Annotated in this window: 19 protein-coding genes; 8 read left to right on the top strand and 11 right to left on the bottom strand. The window is 63.7% G+C overall.

Features of this window, described 5'->3' with window-relative positions; genetic code table 11:
* Nucleotides 1–64: 64 nt before the first annotated feature.
* Nucleotides 65–2,374, bottom strand: a complete 2,310-nt coding sequence (locus CO664_RS03065; RefSeq protein ID WP_097537902.1) for an EAL domain-containing protein — start codon at nt 2,372–2,374, stop codon at nt 65–67.
* 420 nt (nt 2,375–2,794) lie between these two features.
* On the opposite strand from CO664_RS03065, the gene CO664_RS03060 reads away from it, so the two are divergent.
* Nucleotides 2,795–3,550: a gamma-glutamyl-gamma-aminobutyrate hydrolase family protein gene (locus CO664_RS03060; RefSeq protein ID WP_097527635.1), complete on the top strand. Its 756-nt coding sequence runs from the start codon at nt 2,795–2,797 to the stop codon at nt 3,548–3,550.
* A gap of 6 nt (nt 3,551–3,556) precedes the next feature.
* Here CO664_RS03060 and CO664_RS03055 read toward each other — a convergent pair whose 3' ends face one another.
* From CO664_RS03055 to CO664_RS03045, 3 genes are all read right to left on the bottom strand, one after another.
* Complete coding sequence (locus tag CO664_RS03055; RefSeq protein WP_097538571.1) at nt 3,557–4,519, bottom strand: 2-hydroxyacid dehydrogenase; 963 nt, start codon at nt 4,517–4,519, stop codon at nt 3,557–3,559.
* A 69-nt stretch (nt 4,520–4,588) separates the two neighbouring features.
* The gene (locus CO664_RS03050; protein ID WP_095677992.1) at nt 4,589–5,611 is read right to left on the bottom strand and encodes a LacI family DNA-binding transcriptional regulator; all 1,023 of its coding nucleotides are present in this window, start codon (nt 5,609–5,611) and stop codon (nt 4,589–4,591) included.
* 100 nt (nt 5,612–5,711) lie between these two features.
* Nucleotides 5,712–6,215, bottom strand: coding sequence for a MarR family transcriptional regulator (locus CO664_RS03045; RefSeq protein WP_037414389.1), 504 nt, complete (start codon nt 6,213–6,215; stop codon nt 5,712–5,714).
* Nucleotides 6,216–6,328: 113 nt separating this feature from the next.
* Between CO664_RS03045 and CO664_RS03040 the strand changes: the two genes are divergently transcribed.
* The 3 genes from CO664_RS03040 (at nt 6,329) to CO664_RS03030 (ending at nt 9,365) form a co-directional block, all read left to right on the top strand.
* Nucleotides 6,329–7,120, top strand: a complete 792-nt coding sequence (locus tag CO664_RS03040; protein WP_097537901.1) for a creatininase family protein — start codon at nt 6,329–6,331, stop codon at nt 7,118–7,120.
* Nucleotides 7,121–7,232: 112 nt separating this feature from the next.
* The gene (locus CO664_RS03035) at nt 7,233–8,294 is read left to right on the top strand and encodes a GTP-binding protein (protein ID WP_097537900.1); all 1,062 of its coding nucleotides are present in this window, start codon (nt 7,233–7,235) and stop codon (nt 8,292–8,294) included.
* Nucleotides 8,295–8,375: 81 nt separating this feature from the next.
* Nucleotides 8,376–9,365, top strand: a complete 990-nt coding sequence (locus tag CO664_RS03030) for a WD40 repeat domain-containing protein (RefSeq protein ID WP_037414383.1) — start codon at nt 8,376–8,378, stop codon at nt 9,363–9,365.
* A 139-nt stretch (nt 9,366–9,504) separates the two neighbouring features.
* Here CO664_RS03030 and CO664_RS03025 read toward each other — a convergent pair whose 3' ends face one another.
* Nucleotides 9,505–9,951 carry a glyoxalase superfamily protein gene (locus CO664_RS03025; protein WP_037414381.1) on the bottom strand — a complete coding sequence of 149 codons (447 nt, stop codon included), beginning with the start codon at nt 9,949–9,951 and terminating at the stop codon, nt 9,505–9,507.
* A 279-nt stretch (nt 9,952–10,230) separates the two neighbouring features.
* Here CO664_RS03025 and CO664_RS03020 point away from each other — a divergent pair, with 279 nt between their 5' ends.
* Nucleotides 10,231–10,863 (top strand): LysE family translocator, encoded by a 633-nt coding sequence (locus tag CO664_RS03020; protein ID WP_037414379.1) that lies wholly within the window; start codon nt 10,231–10,233, stop codon nt 10,861–10,863.
* Between the two features lie 85 nt (nt 10,864–10,948).
* Here the strand turns inward: CO664_RS03020 and CO664_RS03015 are convergent, their stop codons facing one another.
* Both CO664_RS03015 and odc2 read right to left on the bottom strand, forming a co-directional pair.
* The gene (locus CO664_RS03015) at nt 10,949–11,539 is read right to left on the bottom strand and encodes an N-acetyltransferase (RefSeq protein ID WP_097527598.1); all 591 of its coding nucleotides are present in this window, start codon (nt 11,537–11,539) and stop codon (nt 10,949–10,951) included.
* Nucleotides 11,540–11,626: 87 nt separating this feature from the next.
* Nucleotides 11,627–12,760 carry an ornithine/lysine decarboxylase gene (gene odc2 / locus CO664_RS03010; RefSeq protein WP_097527599.1) on the bottom strand — a complete coding sequence of 378 codons (1,134 nt, stop codon included), beginning with the start codon at nt 12,758–12,760 and terminating at the stop codon, nt 11,627–11,629.
* A 605-nt stretch (nt 12,761–13,365) separates the two neighbouring features.
* Here odc2 and CO664_RS03005 point away from each other — a divergent pair.
* The 3 genes from CO664_RS03005 (at nt 13,366) to CO664_RS02995 (ending at nt 16,055) form a co-directional block, all read left to right on the top strand.
* Entirely contained in the window at nt 13,366–14,259 is an 894-nt protein-coding gene (locus tag CO664_RS03005; RefSeq protein WP_037414373.1) for a LysR family transcriptional regulator, read from the top strand.
* 105 nt (nt 14,260–14,364) lie between these two features.
* Nucleotides 14,365–15,009, top strand: a complete 645-nt coding sequence (locus CO664_RS03000; RefSeq protein ID WP_097537899.1) for a DUF1007 family protein — start codon at nt 14,365–14,367, stop codon at nt 15,007–15,009.
* Nucleotides 15,003–16,055 (top strand): nickel/cobalt transporter, encoded by a 1,053-nt coding sequence (locus tag CO664_RS02995; RefSeq protein WP_097537898.1) that lies wholly within the window; start codon nt 15,003–15,005, stop codon nt 16,053–16,055. The genes CO664_RS03000 and CO664_RS02995 overlap by 7 nt, the downstream gene beginning before the upstream one ends.
* Before the next feature lie 121 nt (nt 16,056–16,176).
* Here CO664_RS02995 and CO664_RS02990 read toward each other — a convergent pair whose 3' ends face one another.
* From CO664_RS02990 to CO664_RS02975, 4 genes are all read right to left on the bottom strand, one after another.
* The gene (locus CO664_RS02990) at nt 16,177–16,392 is read right to left on the bottom strand and encodes a hypothetical protein (RefSeq protein ID WP_037414368.1); all 216 of its coding nucleotides are present in this window, start codon (nt 16,390–16,392) and stop codon (nt 16,177–16,179) included.
* Nucleotides 16,389–17,087 carry a GNAT family protein gene (locus CO664_RS02985; RefSeq protein ID WP_097537897.1) on the bottom strand — a complete coding sequence of 233 codons (699 nt, stop codon included), beginning with the start codon at nt 17,085–17,087 and terminating at the stop codon, nt 16,389–16,391. Before CO664_RS02985 ends, CO664_RS02990 begins: the two co-directional genes overlap by 4 nt.
* Nucleotides 17,088–17,200: 113 nt before the next feature.
* The gene (locus CO664_RS02980) at nt 17,201–17,899 is read right to left on the bottom strand and encodes a tellurite resistance TerB family protein (protein WP_037414364.1); all 699 of its coding nucleotides are present in this window, start codon (nt 17,897–17,899) and stop codon (nt 17,201–17,203) included.
* Between the two features lie 156 nt (nt 17,900–18,055).
* On the bottom strand, nt 18,056–18,694 hold the full coding sequence (locus CO664_RS02975; protein ID WP_097527637.1) for a 2-dehydro-3-deoxy-phosphogluconate aldolase: 639 nt from the start codon (nt 18,692–18,694) through the stop codon (nt 18,056–18,058).
* Nucleotides 18,695–18,792 lie beyond the last annotated feature (98 nt).

Raw genomic sequence — 18,792 nt, 5'->3', positions numbered from 1 at the left:
TAACAAAAAGTAAATCGCCGTGGCGAACGGGCGGCGAGTGGTGCACGACTGTAGCCTATGGAGCTTAAGCGATCTGCGAGCGCGACGCTTTCGCGTTCCGTCTTCGGACAGGCGGCTTGCACAAGTCGCTGATCGCCGATGCCGGCATCGGCGCCGAAAACACGAAACCCTGGATCAGATCGGCACAGCGGTAATCGTTGATGAGCTGCAACTCATCGACCGTCTCCACCCCTTCGACGACAGCTTTGAGACCAAGGGCACGGCCGAGATTGACTGCGCTGCACAGCAGCTTGAAACGGCGCGCATCGTCGCGGATGTTCCGGACGAAGGATCGATCGATCTTGATGATCGAGACGGGCAGCGCGTCGAGATAGCTGAGGCTCGAATAGCCGGTCCCGAAGTCGTCGATCGCAAGCGTCATGCCGAGCTCGCGCAACTCGTAAAGCAGCGACTGGCCCTTGGCCGGCTCATCCATCAGGCAGCTTTCCGTCACTTCGAGATGCAACCGGGCCGGGTCCAAACCTGTCTCGTCCAGAGCCTTGCCGACGATCTCGACGATCTGCCTGTCGCGAAGATCAAGCACCGACAGGTTGACCGAAACCGAGACGCCGGCTGGCCAGGTCGAGCAATCGCGGCAGGCCTGCCGGAGAACGAAGCAGGTGATCTCGGTCACGAGCCCCATCTCCTCCGCAAGCTGGATGAAGACGCTCGGCGGCACCGGCCCGCGTTCCGGGTGGGTCCAGCGCGCCAGGGCCTCGCAGCATTCGACGCGCGTCCCGTCGGGCGTGAACATCGGTTGGTAGGAGACGCTGAGGGCGCCGGACTTGAGCGCTTCGCACAGATCGCCCTTGAGCTTCTGCCGGTCGAGGTAGCGCGCATCCATCTCGGCCTCGAAAGCGGTGCACCCTCCCCTTTCGCGGGATTTCGTCTCCGCCAGCGCCAGGTCGGCCTTGATCTGCAGATCCTCGAATCGAAAAGCGCTGCTCTTGGCGATGACGAAGCCGGCGCTCATGGTCATGTAGAAGGTGAAGCCGCCGGCCTCGTAGGTGCCGCGCATCCTGGCGTGGACGTCGCGAATGCGCTCGTCGAGGTCCAGGCTGTTTTCCTTGTTGGGGAAGAAGACGACGAACTCGTCACCCATCAGCCGCGCCGCGATCGCGCCGCTGCCCGCGACATCCTTGAGGCGCTCGGCGATCGATTGGAGCAACTTGTCGCCGACCACGTGACCGCGTGTGTCGTTCACATGCTTGAATTCGGCGATATCGATGAGCAACAGCCCGATATCGCGATCAGGCACAGTGTCGCCGGCGACCGCATTGTGCGCCAGCTCGAAAAGATAGTCACGGCTCGGCAGCCCGGTCAGCGTGTCGAAGCGCACCATCTGCAGGATCTGCTTTTCCGCATGAACCCGCGCCGTCACGTCTTCGAAGATCAGCACGATCTCGCCGTTCTCGCGCCGGCTCGCCGAAAATTCGAGAAAGAACTCCTCGGAAACGGGAACGAGCGCGCGCGACCGCTTTCCCTTGAGCAGAAGGTCGAGCCGGCGAAGCATGGTCGCGGTCTTTTCCGCGTCGAGCGTCATCTCGCGGGCACCGCGCCGGAGCACCTCGTCGAGGAGCACATCCCTGGTTTCCGCCTTGTCGCCGAGCTTCAGAAGCTCGCAGGCGCGCTCATTGGCGACGACGATCCGGTTGTCGCCGTCCAGCATGAACAGGCCGTGCGTCATGTTGTTGAGGGCCGCGTCGAACTGCCCGTTGATCGATCTGATTTCCCGAGCGGCGAGGACATTGTCGTAGAGAAAGGCTCGCACGTTGTTCGCCATCTTCCAAGTTGTGAAGATGAACGGCAGGATCAGGACCGCCAGTATCAGCATATAGGGGTCGCGCAGCGTCATGAGGCCGATGACGATCGGCAGGCAGGCCGACGACGACAGCAGCAGCACCGCGCGTTCGGAGCCGTAATTGCGGCCCACCAGCGATATCATCGAGGCAAGCGTCACGGAGATGCAGGCGAGTTCCGCGAAGGAATCCCGGCTGACGGCAATGGCATAGCCACAGGTGAGGCCACAGGTCAGCGTGACGCCGATGCCACCGACAATATATCGGTTTTCCCATCTTCTGACGACGGCGCGATCGGCATGAGAGAAATCCTCGCGATCGAAGCGCCGCATGTCGAGGTTGCGGAGAGTCCAGATGACAACGATCGCAACGGCGCAGCCGAGATAGAAGGGATCGGACGTCTTCATAAAGACGAGCAGAAAGGTCACGACGTGCGACAGCATGCCGATCACCAAGGCCCGGCGATGTTGGTAGAGCGAGCTTACAGACGACAGGTAGATGTCTGTCGGGAAAGCGCCCTGTTCATTGCGCGTCATGAACCAAGCTCCGGTCTGCCGGATTGTTAGAATTTGAGGACTTAAGGAATGATTTCGTCTAACTGTCGAATATAACTGCAGAACTCCAGAACTGGGGCAACTCGGTTTTCGTGTTTTCGGCAGAGATTCAACCTTCTCTTGCGGCCAGCTGCCAATAATGCCCGGGTTTTGCAACCGCGCATAGGCATGCTTTAAGAAAATCGAAACCAACCGAACTTCCATGGTTGCTGGGCGGCCAACCGCTTCCGAAGAAAATGGTTAGCCGATCTTGAAGAAACGGCGCCGAATGCCTGTTGCGCGCCAGGAAACGTACCGGAAAACTAGTCCGGCAGGCCCTGCATGGCGCCCGCCTCTCTCCGTGGTTGACTTTGACCGCGGTCTGGCGGCAAGGCTTTTCAGAACGATAAACGGAGTTTGATGATGCCGAAACCTGTCGTCGCCATACCCTGCGACTTTCGCGAATTCGACGGCAATGTCTGGCACGTGGTCGCCCATCAATATGTGCGTGCTGCCGTCGAGGGGGCTAGCGTCATGCCCTTCCTCGTTCCAGCGCTCGAAAGCGGCAATGACATCGATGAAATCCTCGATCGGGTCGACGGGGTGCTTGCCAGCGGCGCCCGCTCCAACGTCCACCCATCCCTTTACGGCCGAGACGCGACGGATGCGGATGGACCCTTCGATGCCGGCCGCGACGCGACCAGCCTCCCCTTGATCCGTGGGGCGCTCGATCGCGGCATTCCGCTGCTCGCCATCTGCCGCGGCATTCAGGAGCTCAATGTCGCGCTGGGCGGCACGCTCGCCACCGAAATTCAGGATCTGCCGGGCATTTCGGACCATCGTAAGCCGGACGTGCCCGATCTCGACATCGCCTATGGCATCCGCCAGGACGTGGTCGTCAAGGAAGGAAGCTGCCTCGCTCCCGTTCTCGGCACCGGGCGGATCCGGGTCAACTCGCTGCATCGCCAGGCTATCGCAGCCACCGCGCCCAGGCTCGCGGTCGAGGCGGTCGCAGACGACGGCACGATTGAGGCGGTGTCGGTCATCGGCGCCAAGGCGTTCGCCGTCGGCGTCCAATGGCATCCGGAATATTGGGTGCGCACCGACGGCCCCTCCGCCGCCCTTTTCAAGGCTTTCGGTGACGCGGCGCGCGGCTATCGGGAGAGCAAGGCGAAATAGCCGCTCCTAATGGCCCTTGCGCTCGAACGGCGTCTCGGCCACCGGCGTCAGCGCCCGTCCCGTGGAAAACCAGGCCTTCAGATTGTCGACGACCAGATCAGCCATGGCGTTGCGGGTGACGACCGACGCGGACGCCACATGCGGCAGCAGCGAGACGTTCGGGAGAGCGAGAAGCGCCTCCGGCACATGCGGCTCGTTCTCGAAGACGTCGAGCCCGGCCCCGGCGATGGTGCCGCTCTCGAGCGCCGCGATCAGGGCGGCCTCGTCCAGCGTCGAACCGCGGCCGACATTGATCACCACCCCTTGCGGTCCAAGCGCCGCGAGCACTTCCGCATTGACGGCCTTCACCGTGCTCGCCGTCCCCGGTACGATGACGATCAGCGTGTCGACTGCCTCCGCCAGAGCCAAAAGGCTCGGGTAATAGGCGAAGGGCAGTTCCTCGCGCCGGCTGCGCGTGTGATAGGCGATCGGCACGCGGAACGCTTCCAGCCTGCGGGCGATCGCCAGGCCGATCCTGCCAAGGCCGAAAAGCCCGACACTCCGGCCCCGGAGCGACAGCGGCGACAGCGGAAACCCGCCGTCGCGAACCCACCGGCCCTGCCGCAGCCATTGCTCCGCCTGCGGCAGTTGCCGCACGGTGTTGAGGAGCAGCCCGATCGCCGTATCGGCGACTTCCTCCGTCAGAACATCCGGCGTATTGGTGACGACGATACCGCGCTCCGCTGCGCGGGCGACATCGACGCCGTCATAGCCGACGCCGAAATTCCCGATGATCTCCAGCCGAGGGAGGGCATCCATCAGTTCGTTCGGAAGACGACCCGAAACGGCGATGCCGACGACATCCGCCACGTCCGACGTTACCAATGCCGCATCGGCACGCTCGATGCGCACAGTCTCGAACATCTCCGGCAGTCGCTCGAGGACGCGCGGGTTGATCTTGCCGGGCACGAGGATTCTAGGACGGCTCATCGAGGTTCCCTTTTCGGAGCGTCGCGAAAAATGCGGTGCCCGCATCCTGTTCCGACTCGGAGGAAAGGATCAAGCCGTTACCCGCAACGGACCGGTCGACTGGCGGATGCGCATTTCCGGCTTGATCAGGTGGATGCCATCCGGCTCATGGCTGCCGGAAAGCTTGTCGAGGAGCGCGCGGGCCGCACTGCGGCCGACCTCCGCCTGACCGTTCCAGACGGTCGTCAGCGCCGGCGTGGCGATCGAGGCTTCCTCGAGATCGTCATAGCCGGTGACCGAAATGTCGATGCCCGGCACGAGGCCGGCGCGGGCGATGCCGTTCATCATGCCGATTGCAACCAGGTCGTTCCAGCAAACCACGGCGGTGGGCTTCTGCGGCAGCGACAGGAGATGCACCGCCGCCTCGAAACCGCCCTGCTTCGAACGGGGCCCGGGAATACGCAGGTCCGGATCGACCTCGATATTCGCTTTGCGCAAAGCGTTGACATAGCCCTGGTAGCGGTCGCGCCCGGTCGAGGTCTGGTCGGTGCCGCCGACCATCGCGATGCAGCGGTGGCCGAGACCGATCAGATGGTTGGTGGCCAGCGCGATCCCGTAAGCGTCGTCCCCGCGAAAGATCGGCACGTCGAGGCCTTCGATCGAACGGGCGATCAGGATCGCCGGCATGCCGTTGTCCTCGGCGAGCTGAATATCCTCAGGTGGCGTGCCGATCGCCGGCGACATGATGACGCCGTCGCCGCCGAGCTGCAGCAACGTTTCGATGAAATCGCGCTGTTTCTCGACGGAATCGTAGTGATTGGAAAGAATGAAGGTCTGCTTGTCGCGATCGAGCTCCGCCTCGATCGACTTCAGGATCTCGCCATAGAACGGGTTCATGATGTCGTGCACGACGACGCCGATGATACCGGAGCGAGAGGTCCTGAGGCTCGCGGCGCGGCGATTGTAGATGTAGCCGAGAGCGCGCGCCTGTTCCTTGATCTTCTCGCGGGTGGCGATCGCCACGAGCGGGCTGTCTCTCAATGCCAGGGATACGGTCGCCGTCGAAAGGCCGAGTGTTTCCGCAATTGTCGAAAGCTTGACCTTCTGCGCCACCGTGCCCCCCGTTTGCCCGTCTATTGTGCCGGCCTGTTTTAAACCCTCTTTAAACTGTTTAAATCGCCGCTGCAATCGGGAATTGGCCATACGAGCTGCGTCAGTCGGCAGCACGCGCCGCCTGCAGGTTGCTGTCGACGACGCGCAGGAGTTTCAGAAGGGTGCGCACCTGCTTTTCAGTGAGGCCGCGCGTGGCGAGCTTTTCGGAATGCTGGCCGGCCTCGGCAATAGTCTGCAGGCGGTCGCGCCCCGGACCCGTCAGAAAGACCTTGGTCAGCCGCGCGTCGTCTTCGTCCGGACGGCGCTCGAGGAAGCCCTGAGCCTCCATGCGGCCGATCGTGCGCGTCATCGTCGGCGCCTTGACGCCGAGTCTCGCGGCGAGCGCCCCAGCAGTCAGACCGTCCGTTTCGGCCAAGGCGAGCATAACGCCGTCCTGGCCGGCATAGAGGCCGCTCTCAACGAGGTTGCGGGAAAGCACGGTGCGCATCGAGCGGGCAGCCTGGACAAGCAGCGAGGCAAGGTCGTGGTCCTGCACGTCGGCATTCAGCTCGTCTCGCTTCTTGCCGTTCTTGCCCTTCTTTTCGGCTTTGCTCTTCTTGCCCATTGGACCTCCGGCCGAATCCCTGACACTGTCTTTATAGCAAGTCGGCTTGCGAATACGAACCGTATGACTCAAATAACAATTTTACGACAATCGCCACTGAGGACCGAACAGAAATGTCGCTGCCGAAGCCCCGCTGGGAGGACAATCCCGCCGATATTCTACCGGCCGAACGGCGCAACTGGATCGCCGTTCTGCCGCTCGGCGCACATGAGCAGCACGGGCCGCATCTCCCCTTCGAAACGGACCGGCTGATCGCCGAAGGCATCGTCGACCGCATCATTGCCGGCATGCCGGACGGACTGCCCGCAACCTTCCTGCCGGCCGAACCGGTCGGCTACTCGATCGAGCATATCGACGTTGCCGGGACTCGGACGATTGCCTATGGCGAAGCGATTGCGCGCTGGCTCGGCATCGCCGATGGCCTCAGCCGGTTGGGCATCCGCAAATTCGTGATGCTGAATGCGCATGGGGGCAATTCGCCGCTGATGACCGTCGTGGCGACCGAGGCACGCATTCGCTTCGGCATGCTGGCGGTCGCGACGAGCTGGACCCGTTTCGGACAGCCGGACGGCTGGATCGGACCCGATGAGAAGGCGATCGATATCCATGGCGGCGACATCGAAACATCGGTTATGCTGACCCTCCATCCGGACAAGGTGGACATGGCAAAGGCACGCAATTTCCCCTCCCGCCAGAGCGAGTTCCAGCAGCGTTTCAAGCATCTGCGCGCCTATGGCCCGCATGCCTTCGGATGGAAGATGGCGGACCTCAACCCGGACGGCGCGGCCGGCAACGCGGCCGCCGCCACGGCGGAGCGCGGCGAAGCTCTCCTCGGCCATGCGGTCACCGGCATCATCGAGCTGCTCAAGGACGTGCAGGCCTTCGACCCCGACGAGCTCGCGTGAGCGGATGACGGCGGCGAAAAGGCGCGCCGCACATTTGCGCATCGCTGCGTCATCTCCTATATGAAACCCCAACGAAGATGCCCGCGGCGCATCGCCAATCCTCGAGGCTCCCATGACCGAAACGACCACGCAGAAGCCGATACCCGTCACCGTGCTCACGGGCTATCTCGGCGCCGGCAAGACGACGCTCCTCAACCGCATCCTCAGCGAAAACCACGGTCGCAAATATGCGGTCATCGTCAACGAATTCGGTGAGATCGGCATCGACAACGACCTGATCGTCGAGTCGGACGAGGAAATCTACGAGATGAACAACGGCTGCGTCTGCTGCACGGTTCGCGGCGACCTGATCCGCGTCGTCGAAGGGCTAATGCGCCGTCCCGGCCGTTTCGATGCGATCATCGTCGAGACCACCGGCCTTGCCGATCCGGTGCCGGTCGCGCAGACCTTCTTCATGGATGACGACGTGCGCGCCAAGACCGAACTCGACGCCGTTGTCGCACTCGTCGACGCCAAGCATCTGCCGCTCCGACTGAAGGACAGCCGCGAGGCGGAAGACCAGATCGCCTTCGCCGATGTGGTGCTGCTCAACAAGACCGATCTCGTGACCCCCGAAGAACTCGAGCGCATCGAGGCGACGGTCCGGGTGATCAATCCCTCCGCCCGCATCTACCGGACGCAGCGCTCCGATATCGATCTCGGCAAGGTCCTCGACCAGGGGGCATTCAATCTGGAAAAGGCGCTGGAGAACGATCCGCATTTCCTCAACCAGGACGAGCATGACGATCACGTCTGCGGCCCCGACTGTGATCACGACCATCATCACCATCACCATCACCATCACCACGATCATGCCCCGTCGCCGATTCACGACGTGACGGTGCAGTCGATCTCCTTGCGTGGCGGCGAGATGAATCCGGAGCGCTTCTTCCCCTGGATCCAGAAGATCACCCAGACGGAAGGACCGAACATCCTTCGCCTCAAGGGCATCATCGCCTTTGCCGGCGACGCCGAGCGCTATGTGGTGCAAGGCGTGCACATGATCATCGAGGGCGACCACCAGCGGCCGTGGAAGGATGGCGAGAAGCGCGAGAGCCGCCTCGTCTTCATCGGCCGCGACCTCGATCGCGAGAAGCTCGAGCGCACCTTCAAGGCCTGTGAAGTCCAGGCATGATCCTCGAACACCACGGGTCATGCCGTTGAGATCCGCGCCTCCGAACGAAATCATGCTGAACGAAGAAAGCCCGACTATCTGATGCCGACCGTCGCTCCGCTCGATCTCGAAGGCCACGTCGTCGGCGTCGCCTTTCTGAAGGACATTCCCTTTTTCGCCGGGGCCGCCGGCACCATCCACCGTCTGGACCAGGGCCACAAGACGACCGACCTGCACGACGGCCTGCTGTCGCTCGCCAATGACGAAGCGACCGATACGCTCTTGACCGGCGGCGAGGACGGCAAGGTGATGCGCGTTGCGGCCGACGGCACGGCGAGCCTCGTCGCCGAGACACCGCGCAAATGGATTGCCCAGGTCGCTGCCGGCCCGCAAAAGGCGGTCGCCTATGCCTACGGCAAGACGAGCTATGTCCGCCTTGCCGACGGCACCACGAAGGAATTTTCAGAAGAACGCACAGTCGAGGGCATCGCCTTCGCCCCGAAAGGGCTGCGGATAGCGGTTGCGCGCTACAATGGCGTGTCGCTGCATTGGGTGGGAATGGCCGGCCAGCCGATCGATCTCGAATGGAAGGGCGCCCATACCGGCGTCACCTTCTCCCCCGATGGCCGTTTCGTCGTCACCACCATGCAGGAAAATGCGCTGCATGGCTGGAAGCTTGACGCGAAGCCCGGCGCCGAGGCGCGCCACATGCGCATGACCGGTTACCCGGCCAAGGTGAAGTCGCTCTCCTGGTCCGCCAAGGGCAAGTGGCTCGCCTCCGCGGGCGCCCCGGCGGCGATCGTCTGGCCCTTCCAGGGCAAGGACGGGCCGATGGGCAAGGCGCCGCTCGAACTCGGCACCCGCGGCAACACGATGGTGACGACGGTCGCCTGCCATCCGGCCGAGGACATCGTCGCGATCGGCTATGAGGACGGCATGATCCTGGCTGCCCGCTTCGCCGACAGCAAGGAAGTCCTGCTGCGCCGCCCCGGCAAAGGTGCGATCACCGCGATGGCCTGGAACGGATCCGGCCGCCAGCTTGCCTTCGGCTCGGCCGCCGGTGATTGCGGCGTGGTGGATCTGGCGGGATAGCTTGCCTCACGGTGTCGGGGGAATGCCTTCTAGCCGTTCCAACGGGGAGAGGGAACGGAGAGAACGCCGCGAATCCCCTTCGCCCCGCTGGCGGGGAGAAGGTCGCGGCAACTGGATGAGGGGCTGCCCCCGCCAATCCTCACCACTCGAGCTCCAGATGCGGCCTTCCGTTCGACGTCCTTTCGACCGTGCGGCCGCTTTCGTCGACGGTTGCCGTCACCCTTTGCCGGAAGGCCGAGAAGCTTTCGAACGTGACGACATCCACCGGCTCATCGAACTTGAACGTCAGCCGGTAATGGCCCGGCTTCGCGGTCAGCGCCTGGGCTGATAGGATTTCGCCCTTGAAGGGCTGTCCGAGGTAGCGGCCTCTGACCCGCGCGCCCAGTATCCACGGGTTGAAGGGCGGCCGGTTACCGACAGCGGCACAAAGGGTGTTCCAATCTCGATAGCCGTATTGCGCGGCGATCAGTTCGAGGGCTTTCGAGTGGCCAATCTGCTCGCCTTCGGCGGAAAGCCGGGCGCGCAAGCGTTTGGCCTGATCCTTCAGTGTCTCCAGAGATGGGAGCGCGCGTGATTCATGCGGCATGACAGGGTCTCCTGCTACGGCATGCGCTCATTCGGATGGGGGTCCGCATTGCCATCGGTTCGCATGCCGTTCCGGCGTGACCGTGTCGCAAGGAGGGACTTCACCAAAGCTTGCGCTCGCGGACGGCAGGGGCCCTCGCCCGCGGTCTGCATAAGCGGATCCGTGTGCGCTGTCAAATGTGCTGGTCCGGCTTGCGGTTCGTGAGCTTTCGACCGTGCAATTCTTCGTTGCAGCGATTTCGGAGATGTGGAACGACTGTAGGCGCGAGAGGAGATAGCCATGAACGAGACGACCATCCTTGCATTCGCCGCCGTCGCCTTTATCGGCATCGCGACACCGGGACCGACCGTGCTCCTGGCGCTGACCAACGGGTCGCGCTATGGCGTCCGCCGCTCCGGCTACGGAATGATCGGCGCGATACTTTCGGACTTCGTGCTGATCGGCGCCGTGGCGCTCGGCCTCGGCGCGCTGCTCGCCGCATCCGAATTCTGGTTCTCGGTGGTCAAGTGGCTCGGCGCCGCCTATCTCGCTTTCCTCGGCGTCACGCTGCTGCGCTCCCAAGGCACGCTCGATGTCTCGCAGGAGCCTCAGGGCACCGGAGCCTGTACGCGGCGCGCGATCTTCCTGAAGAGCTTCCTCGTCGCCGTCACCAACCCCAAGGGCTATCTGTTCTTTTCCGCCTTCCTGCCGCAATTCATCGACGTGGCGCTGCCACAAGCACAGCAATACGCCGCGCTGGCCCTCGTCTTCGCCTCGATCGATTTCATGGTGATGTTCGGCTATGCGCTGCTTGGTTCGCAGGCCCTACGCTTCCTGAAGCGCTCCGGCGCGGTCTGGCTGGATCGCGTCTGCGGCGGCGCGTTGCTGGCGCTTGCCGGTTCGCTGGCATTCTATCGTCGCGCCACCACCTGACACAGCTCGCAAAACGCGACAACGCCCCTGCCTCGCGGCAGGAGCGCTGTTCGTTGTCCGCCTCCGCAGGGTGAGAGGCGGAAAATCAGGCGGCGCGCTTGACCGGCGGCAAAGCGAGCTTCCGGCCGCTGGCGACGAGCATGCCGACGGCGCCTTCCAGCCAGTCTTCCTTGAGCTCGAGCGCCAGGAAACGGTTGCGCTCGAACGGGCCGGGCATGACGAGATGCTGCGTCCGATCGGCGAAGAAGCCGAAGCGCTCGTAGTAAGCCGCGTCGCCGACAAGCAGGACCGCACCGTGGCCGCGGTTCTTCGCCTCCTGGATCGCTACCCGCATCAGCATGCCGCCGATGCCCTTGCCCTCCTGCGCCGGATCGACGGCAAGCGGGCCGAGGAGCAGTGCGGGGACGGCGTTGCCCTCCCGGTTCACACCAGCCTCGACGTTCCAGAGACGCACCGTGCCGACTACGTGGCCGTCGGCGTCGCGGGCCACCAGGGCAAGCCCCTCGGCCGGCACGCGGCCGCGGCGCAACTTCTCCGACGACTTCCTGCGGCGGCCGGGTCCCATGGCCCGGTCGAGCAAGTTTTCACGCGCGACGACGTCGCCCGGGTTTTCCGAGTCGATTACAAAGGTGGATGGCGCGAAGAACGCGCGCAGGGTGTCAACAACAGCGGCCATCGGGGCCTCCCGTCATCAAAACCGCTTCAGGCGGACCAAGGATGATTGTGAAGTCGCCGCTCCCGCTTGAAGCGGGAGCCGGCAGGATCAGATCACATAGGCCTTCAGCGGCTCGAAGCCATTGAAGGCGACGGCCGAGTAGGTGGTCGTGTAGGCGCCTGTGCCCTCGATCAGAACCTCGTCGCCGATCGTCAGCGAGATCGGCAGCGGGTACATGTTCTTCTCGTAGAGCACGTCGGCCGAATCGCAGGTCGGGCCGGCCAGCACGCAGGGCTCCATCGCGTCGGCGTCGCGCGCCGTGCGGATCGGGTAGCGGATCGCCTCGTCCATCGTCTCGGCGAGACCGCCGAACTTGCCGATGTCGAGGAACACCCAGCGATGGCTGTCGTTGTCCGATTTCTTCGAGACGAGAACGACCTCCGCCTTGATCACGCCGGCATTGCCGACCATGCCGCGGCCCGGCTCGATGATCGTCTCAGGAATGTTGTTGCCGAAGTGCTTCTTCAGCGCACCGAAGATCGCCTGGCCATAGGCTTCGGCCGACGGAACGTCCCGGAGATACTTCGTCGGGAAGCCGCCGCCCATGTTGACCATCTTGAGCTCGATGCCCTGCTTGGCAAGCTGCACGAAGACCCGCTTGGCATCGGCGAGCGCCGCATCCCAGGCGTCGAGCTTCGTCATCTGCGAGCCGACATGGAACGACACGCCATAGGAGACGAGGCCGAGCTGGTGGGCGTAGACGAGCACGTCGACGGCCATCTGCGGCACGCAGCCGAACTTGCGCGACAGCGGCCATTCGGCGCCTTCGCCATCGGTCAGCACGCGGCAGAAGACACGGGCGCCAGGAGCGGCGCGCGCGACCTTCTCAACCTCTTCATGGCTGTCGACCGCGAAGAGGTTGATGCCGAGCGCGTGAGCGCGGGCAATGTCGCGCTCCTTCTTGATGGTGTTGCCATAGGAGATGCGAGCCGGGGTCGCACCGGCATCGAGCGCCATTTCGATTTCGGCGACCGATGCGCAATCGAAGTTGGAGCCGAGACCGGCGAGCAGGCGCAGGATCTCCGGTGCCGGATTGGCCTTCACGGCGTAGTAGATGGCGCTATCGGGCAACGCGTGACGGAAAGCCTTGAAATTGTCGCGCACGATGTCGAGGTCGACAACGAGGCAGGGGCCTTCGGGTCGTCGGGTGTTGAGGAAGTCGATGATGCGTGCGGTGGTCATGGCTATATTCCCCGATCCATTAGACTCCACAACTGTGGAGGACAAAGGGCATACGCGCGCTTGCACTGGAACCAGCCGGTGGAGACCCCGGAACCATGCATGCGCTCGATGCGCGAACGATGAATCGAAGCCCGCAAAGGCTAAGATTCGGCTTTGTCTGCCATGGATTGGAGGGAATAACCCAACCGCACTTCCGGCAATGAAGGTGTGCCTCTTCAGTAACCCCGGCTGTTGGAGAGCCGGCAGACACCAGAAAGGCCCGCACCGTCGTTGCTTCAAGATGTCCTCGCATTTCCCGGTTGGCCGGAATAGCGACTGGAGGGGTTAGTTCCAGGTACCTTACCGAGATCCTCACCTAATCGAGGGTCGGCGGACACCCACAGGCACGTGCGACTTTGGGCAAGGGCGTAGGTAAGAAAATTCGCTGTCGTAATCAAGAGTTTTTTGCCGCTTCGCCGCTAATTTTTTCTGGACCGGGCCAGAGCGGGCGTGTTCACTTTCGATGAACGACTGCAGCCGCGCCGGTGCGCGCCGCGGAGACAACCTAAGCCGGGGATTCGGCGGGGCTTTGCGGCTCCGCGCGGGTCAGAAGAGAAAGACGAATCATGGATACTTTGACCCGCATCCGCGCCTTCATCGATGTCGTGGACGCGGAGGGCTTTTCGGCGGCCGCCCGGCGCGTCGGCAAATCCAAGGCATTGCTGTCTAAGTATGTCCGCGAACTCGAAGACGAGCTCGGCGCCCTGCTCCTCAACCGGACGACGCGGCAATTCTCGCTGACCGAGGCCGGGCACACCTATTACCGCTCCGCCTCCGAAATCCTGAAGGAGATCGACAATCTTGCCGATCTCGTCCGCGCCAACAATTCCGATCTGCGCGGACGGCTGCGAATCACCGTGCCGCGGACCTTCGTCGATGCGGAGATCGGCCAGTCGTTGATCGACTTCGGCCGGCAGCACCCGGAACTGTCGCTGGAAATCGTTTCCGACGATCGCTTCATCGACCTCGTCGAGGAGGGCTTCGATGTGGCGATCCGCATCACCCGGCTCGAGGACTCGACGCTGATCGCCCGCAAGCTCGACGACTTCCAGGTGCTGGTCTGCGCCTCGCCGGACTTCATGGCGAAGGCCGGTCCCTTCGCGCATCCGAGCGAGCTCTCGAAGATACCCTGCATCCTCGACACCAACGGCCGGTCCTACTCGAACTGGCGTTTCATCGAGCCGGACGGGTCGCCCTTCTCGGTCCCGGTGAGCGGTCCGATCGAGGTCAACAGCCCGCTTGCGGCAGCCCGCGCCGCGGTGACGGGCATCGGGATCGCGGTCCTCCCCGATTTCATCGCCCGGCCGAGGGTCCAGTCCGGCGAGCTCGTGACGCTCTTCGACGACTACCTGCCCAAGGACCGCGGCATCTATGCCATCTATCCGCACCGGCGCTATCTGCCGACGAAGGTGCGGACTTTCGTCGATTTCCTGCATGGCTGGTTTCGCAAGACGCAATGAAGGCGCCCAGCGCTTTGCCCGGCGAAGTCCCAATTCCGTCCCATTTGCGGTACATTCCGGGGCGATTCGTACGGTCCGCTTCGACCGAAAAGGAAATCCCGCTCGATGAACACACGACGCCTCGTCCTGGCCGGCCTCATGACCCTGCTGACGCCCGGGCTCGCCGCCGCCCATCCGCACATCTTTGCCGAGGCGCGGCTGGAAATCGTCTCCGACGAACAGGGCAACATCGGCGAGTTGCGCAATGTCTGGCGCTTCGACGAGCTGTTCTCGGCAAGCGTCGTGCTCGACTTCGATAAGAACTCCAACGCCACGCTCGATCCGGAGGAACTGAAAGAGGTCGGCCAGACCGTGCTGGAGTCGCTCTCCGAGTACAACTACTACACGACGATCTTCGACAACGGGAAATCCGTGAAGGTCAATCGGCCCGACGGCATCACCGTCGACTACAAGGACAACCAGCTCTTGATGATGTTCGCGGTCAAGCCGGCCGAGGCGATGCCGCTCAAGGGCAAGCTCTCTTTCGGCGTCTACGACCCGACCATGTACACGGCGATGGACTTCCCGACCGACGATGACCTGACCGTCATCGGTGAGAAGATCGAAGCGTGCAAGCATGAGGTGGTGCGGCCGGACCCCGACGAGGTGCTGGCCGAGAACAAGGACACGCTCACCGACGCCTTCTGGAACGATCCGACCGGGACCGACATGTCGAAACTCTTTGCAACCAGGATCGAGGTCACATGCTGAACCTGCGCAGGATCGGCGGTCCGCTCGCCGTCGGCCTTCTGCTGGCGGCCCTTTCGGCGACGCTCGCAATGGCGCAATCGCCGCTCGGCATCGGCTCCGCCGAGCCTTCGATCCAAGCGACGGGCCTCTTCGGCGGGTTTTTCGCCTGGGTGAACATGGAGCAGCAAAGCTTCTACCGGCTGCTGACCGGGGCACTCAAGGGCATGCGCGAGAACCCCTGGCAGCTCTGGTCGCTGATCGGCCTTTCCTTCGCCTATGGCGTCTTCCACGCGGCCGGCCCCGGCCACGGCAAGGCGGTGATCTCCTCCTATATGATCGCCAACGAGACGGAACTGAAACGCGGCGTGCTCCTGTCGTTCCTCTCCTCGATCCTGCAGGGCGTCGTCGCGATCCTGCTGATCGGCGCCGTCTATCTGGTGCTGCGCGGCTCCTCGATCAACATGACACGCGCAACCCATTCGCTCGAGGTCGCAAGCTACGCGCTGATTGCCGCCTTCGGCGGCTGGCTGGTGTTCCGCAAGCTGCGATCGATGATGCGGCCGGCCGCCAGCGACCACGCCCACCGCGAGCACGCTCATCACGATCATGGCCACTATGATCACGGCCATCACGGCCACGATCATTCGCATCACCACCATGAGCACCCCCACTCCCATGACGCCAGCGAGGTCTGCGCCACCTGCGGCCACGTCCACGCGCCGGATCCGCAGATGCTCAAGGGCGACCGCTTTGCGCTCAGCGAAGCCTGGTCGGCGATCGTCGCCGTGGGTCTACGCCCCTGCTCCGGTGCCTTGATCGTGCTTTCCTTCGCGCTCCTGAACGGCCTCTACCTCGGCGGCGTGCTCTCGGTCTTCGCCATGTCGATCGGCACCGCGATCACCGTCTCGATCCTCGCCACCCTCGCCGTCACCGCCAAGGGTTTCGCGCTCCGCTACGCCTCCAGCCAATCGGCCGCGGCCCGCCTCTCGAACGGCATCGAGATCGCCGGCGCGCTGCTGGTGCTGGTTCTGGGGCTTGTTCTGCTGGGGGCCGCGCTGCAAGGCTGATCAGGAGAATTTCAGCCGAGGCGGCCCATCATCCCGCTGCCGCGACCTTCTCCCCGCACGCGGGGAGAAGGCTAGGGTGAGGGGCAATCACTTGCATCAAGGTGGCTTTGCGCCGGCAGTATCAAAGCCCCTTCCGCCGCTGATGCCGGGCGCGCAGCCAGAAGAGCAGGAAGAAGCCGAGCACGAAGAGGGCCCCGACGCCGGCGGCGAGCCATGGGGAAATGTCGCCGAGCCGCACCATGATCGACGGCAGCACGAAGAAGCCGATGCCGACGACCGCCAGGATGATGGCGGCGGCGATCGCCGGCGACTTATCCTTCTTCTCCGGCGTGTTCACGCTTGCTCCCTTGCCGCGAGGTCCGCGCGGATGTCCTCCAGCCGCCGCTTCTGGCGCCCCTCAGGATCGAAATTCTCCGGCGAAAGCCAGGCCTCGAACGCCGCCTTGAGGAGCGGCCATTCGCTGTCGATCATCGAAAACCAGGCCGTGTCGCGATTGGCGTGCTTGGAAATCATGTGCTGGCGGAAAATGCCTTCGAAGGTGAAACCGAGCCTGAGCGCCGTGGTGCGGCTCGGCTGGTTCTCGCTGTGGCATTTCCACTCGTAGCGGCGATAACCGAGGTCCTCGAAAATGTGCCTCGCCATCAGATAATGCGCTTCCGTCGAAAGCGGCGAACGCGACATGGCCGGTCCGTGCGCGACGCCGCCGACCTCGACGACGCCGTTGGCGGGGTCAGCACGCATATAGTTCGCCATGCCGACGACCTTGCCGGTCGCCTTGTCGCGAAACACCTCGGTGATCCATCCGGACTTCGTCTGGACCGCCGAGAGCCAGGCGTCGAAGGCCTCGATTCCCGAAAAATCGTCCTGGGTGAAATATTTGAGCAGCGGGTTGATCGCTAAGCCGCCGAAGGCGTCGTGCCAGAGCGGATCGAGATGCGCCGCCCGGTCATAGGGCTCCACCCGGACATATCGGCCCTCGATCGAGACCGGCTGCGGCGCCGGGCATCCCTTCCACTTGGCAAGATCGCGCATCGATCACTCCTGCGTTGCACTTGCTTCGCAATAGGACAGACGCCGGCCGGTTTCAAATTCAAACTGGTGATCGAACCATGAGCGGAACGGATGTGCTCCGCTCCGCCTGCGGCCTAAATGGAAACCTTCGCCGCGGACACCGTCGCCTCGATATGGTCGACAAGCGCATCGGCAAGTCCAAGCCGTCCGGCTAGAAGATCGAGGTAGCCGCGCTCCGCCCGGCCGTCCGGCTCGATTGCAAGCCGCGACGCCGTGTAGATCTCGACCCGCTCCTCCTCCGTCTTGCCGGCAGCGACGATGGCGTCCAGATCGATCGGATCGGCGAGCTCTTTTTCAAGGAAAGCCGCGGCATCCGCCGAAAGACCGGAAAGGGAGAGCTTGTCCAGGATCCGGCCGCGCTCGGTTGCGTCGATATGGCCATCCGCCCGGGCTGCAGCGATCATGGCGCGAACGAGCACCAGCGCGAAGTCGTTGCTGAGCGCTTCCGGTGCCGCGAAGCCGGAATCGGCCGGCGGTGCGGGGAGTTGTGCGGGTGCTGAAGACGCCGGTTGCGGCGCCTGGCCGGCCTGGTAGTTCTTGTAGGCCTGATAGCCAAGGCCGGCGATCGCCGCCAAGCCGCCGAGAACAGCCGCATTGCCGGCCAGCGTGCGTCCCGACTTCGTGCCGAGCAGCACCGCCGCGATCGCGCCGGTCGCCAGAGGATTGTCCTTGGCGAGCTTGGTCACCTGGTCGGCGCGGCCGCCGACCGTGCCGCCGGCGCCGGGCATCTGCGAACCCAAGAACTGATCCAGCAATTTCTTCGCGTCGAACATCGGCCTCGCTCCTTAGGTTTGACGCGCGGAAGCTTTCGCCTCGCCGCGTCGTTGCGGTGTGAGACATAGGAACCGCAAGGCGAAAATACAAATACGCCCCGGACACGAAAAAGCCGGACAGGAGCCCGGCTTCTTGTGAGTTGCCTGTTTGGCCTGTTATCCTTTGAGGGCGAAGGCCTCGGCGGCAAGTTTGGTAATGCCGGCCCAGTCGCCCTTCGCAACCAGCTCCTTCGGCGCCACCCAGGATCCGCCGACGCAGACGACGTTCGGCAGCGAAAGATAGTCGCGCGCATTGGCGAGCGAAATGCCGCCGGTCGGGCAGAACAAAGTGCCGGCAAGCGGCGAGGACAGCGACTTCAGATAGGCGGCACCGCCGGCCTGTTCGGCCGGGAAGAACTTCATGACGTCGTAGCCTTCCTCGCGCAGCCCCATCACTTCGCTGGCCGTTGCCGCCCCCGGCAGCAGCGGCACCGCGTGGTCATTGGCGACATCGATCAGCTCCTGCGTCGTGCCGGGAGTAACGATGAACTCGGAGCCGGCCTTCACCGCCTCTTCGAACTGCGCGGCGTTGAGGATGGTGCCGGCCCCGGCAACGGCGCCCTCCACTTCGTTCGCCACGGCGCGGATCGCCTCGAGCGCCGCCGGCGTGCGCAGCGTGATCTCGATCGCCTTCAGGCCGCCTGCCACTAGCGCGCGGGCGAGCGGCACAGCGGTTGCCGCATCGTCGATCACCAGCACCGGCACAACCGGTTGCAGCTTGAGGATGGAAAGAAGCTTGTCGGTCTTCGCACTCATGCCCGCGTCCTTTAAAACGATTGAATCCGCCCCTCGCATACTCTTCCTGCCAATCAATGTCGAGCCCGAAAGACGCGCGCATTCCCGCCCCGTATGCA

This window comes from Sinorhizobium sp. NG07B (genome assembly GCF_002532005.1).
Classification (GTDB): domain Bacteria; phylum Pseudomonadota; class Alphaproteobacteria; order Rhizobiales; family Rhizobiaceae; genus Sinorhizobium; species Sinorhizobium fredii_C.
This window is presented reverse-complemented; position numbering and strand designations above follow the sequence as displayed.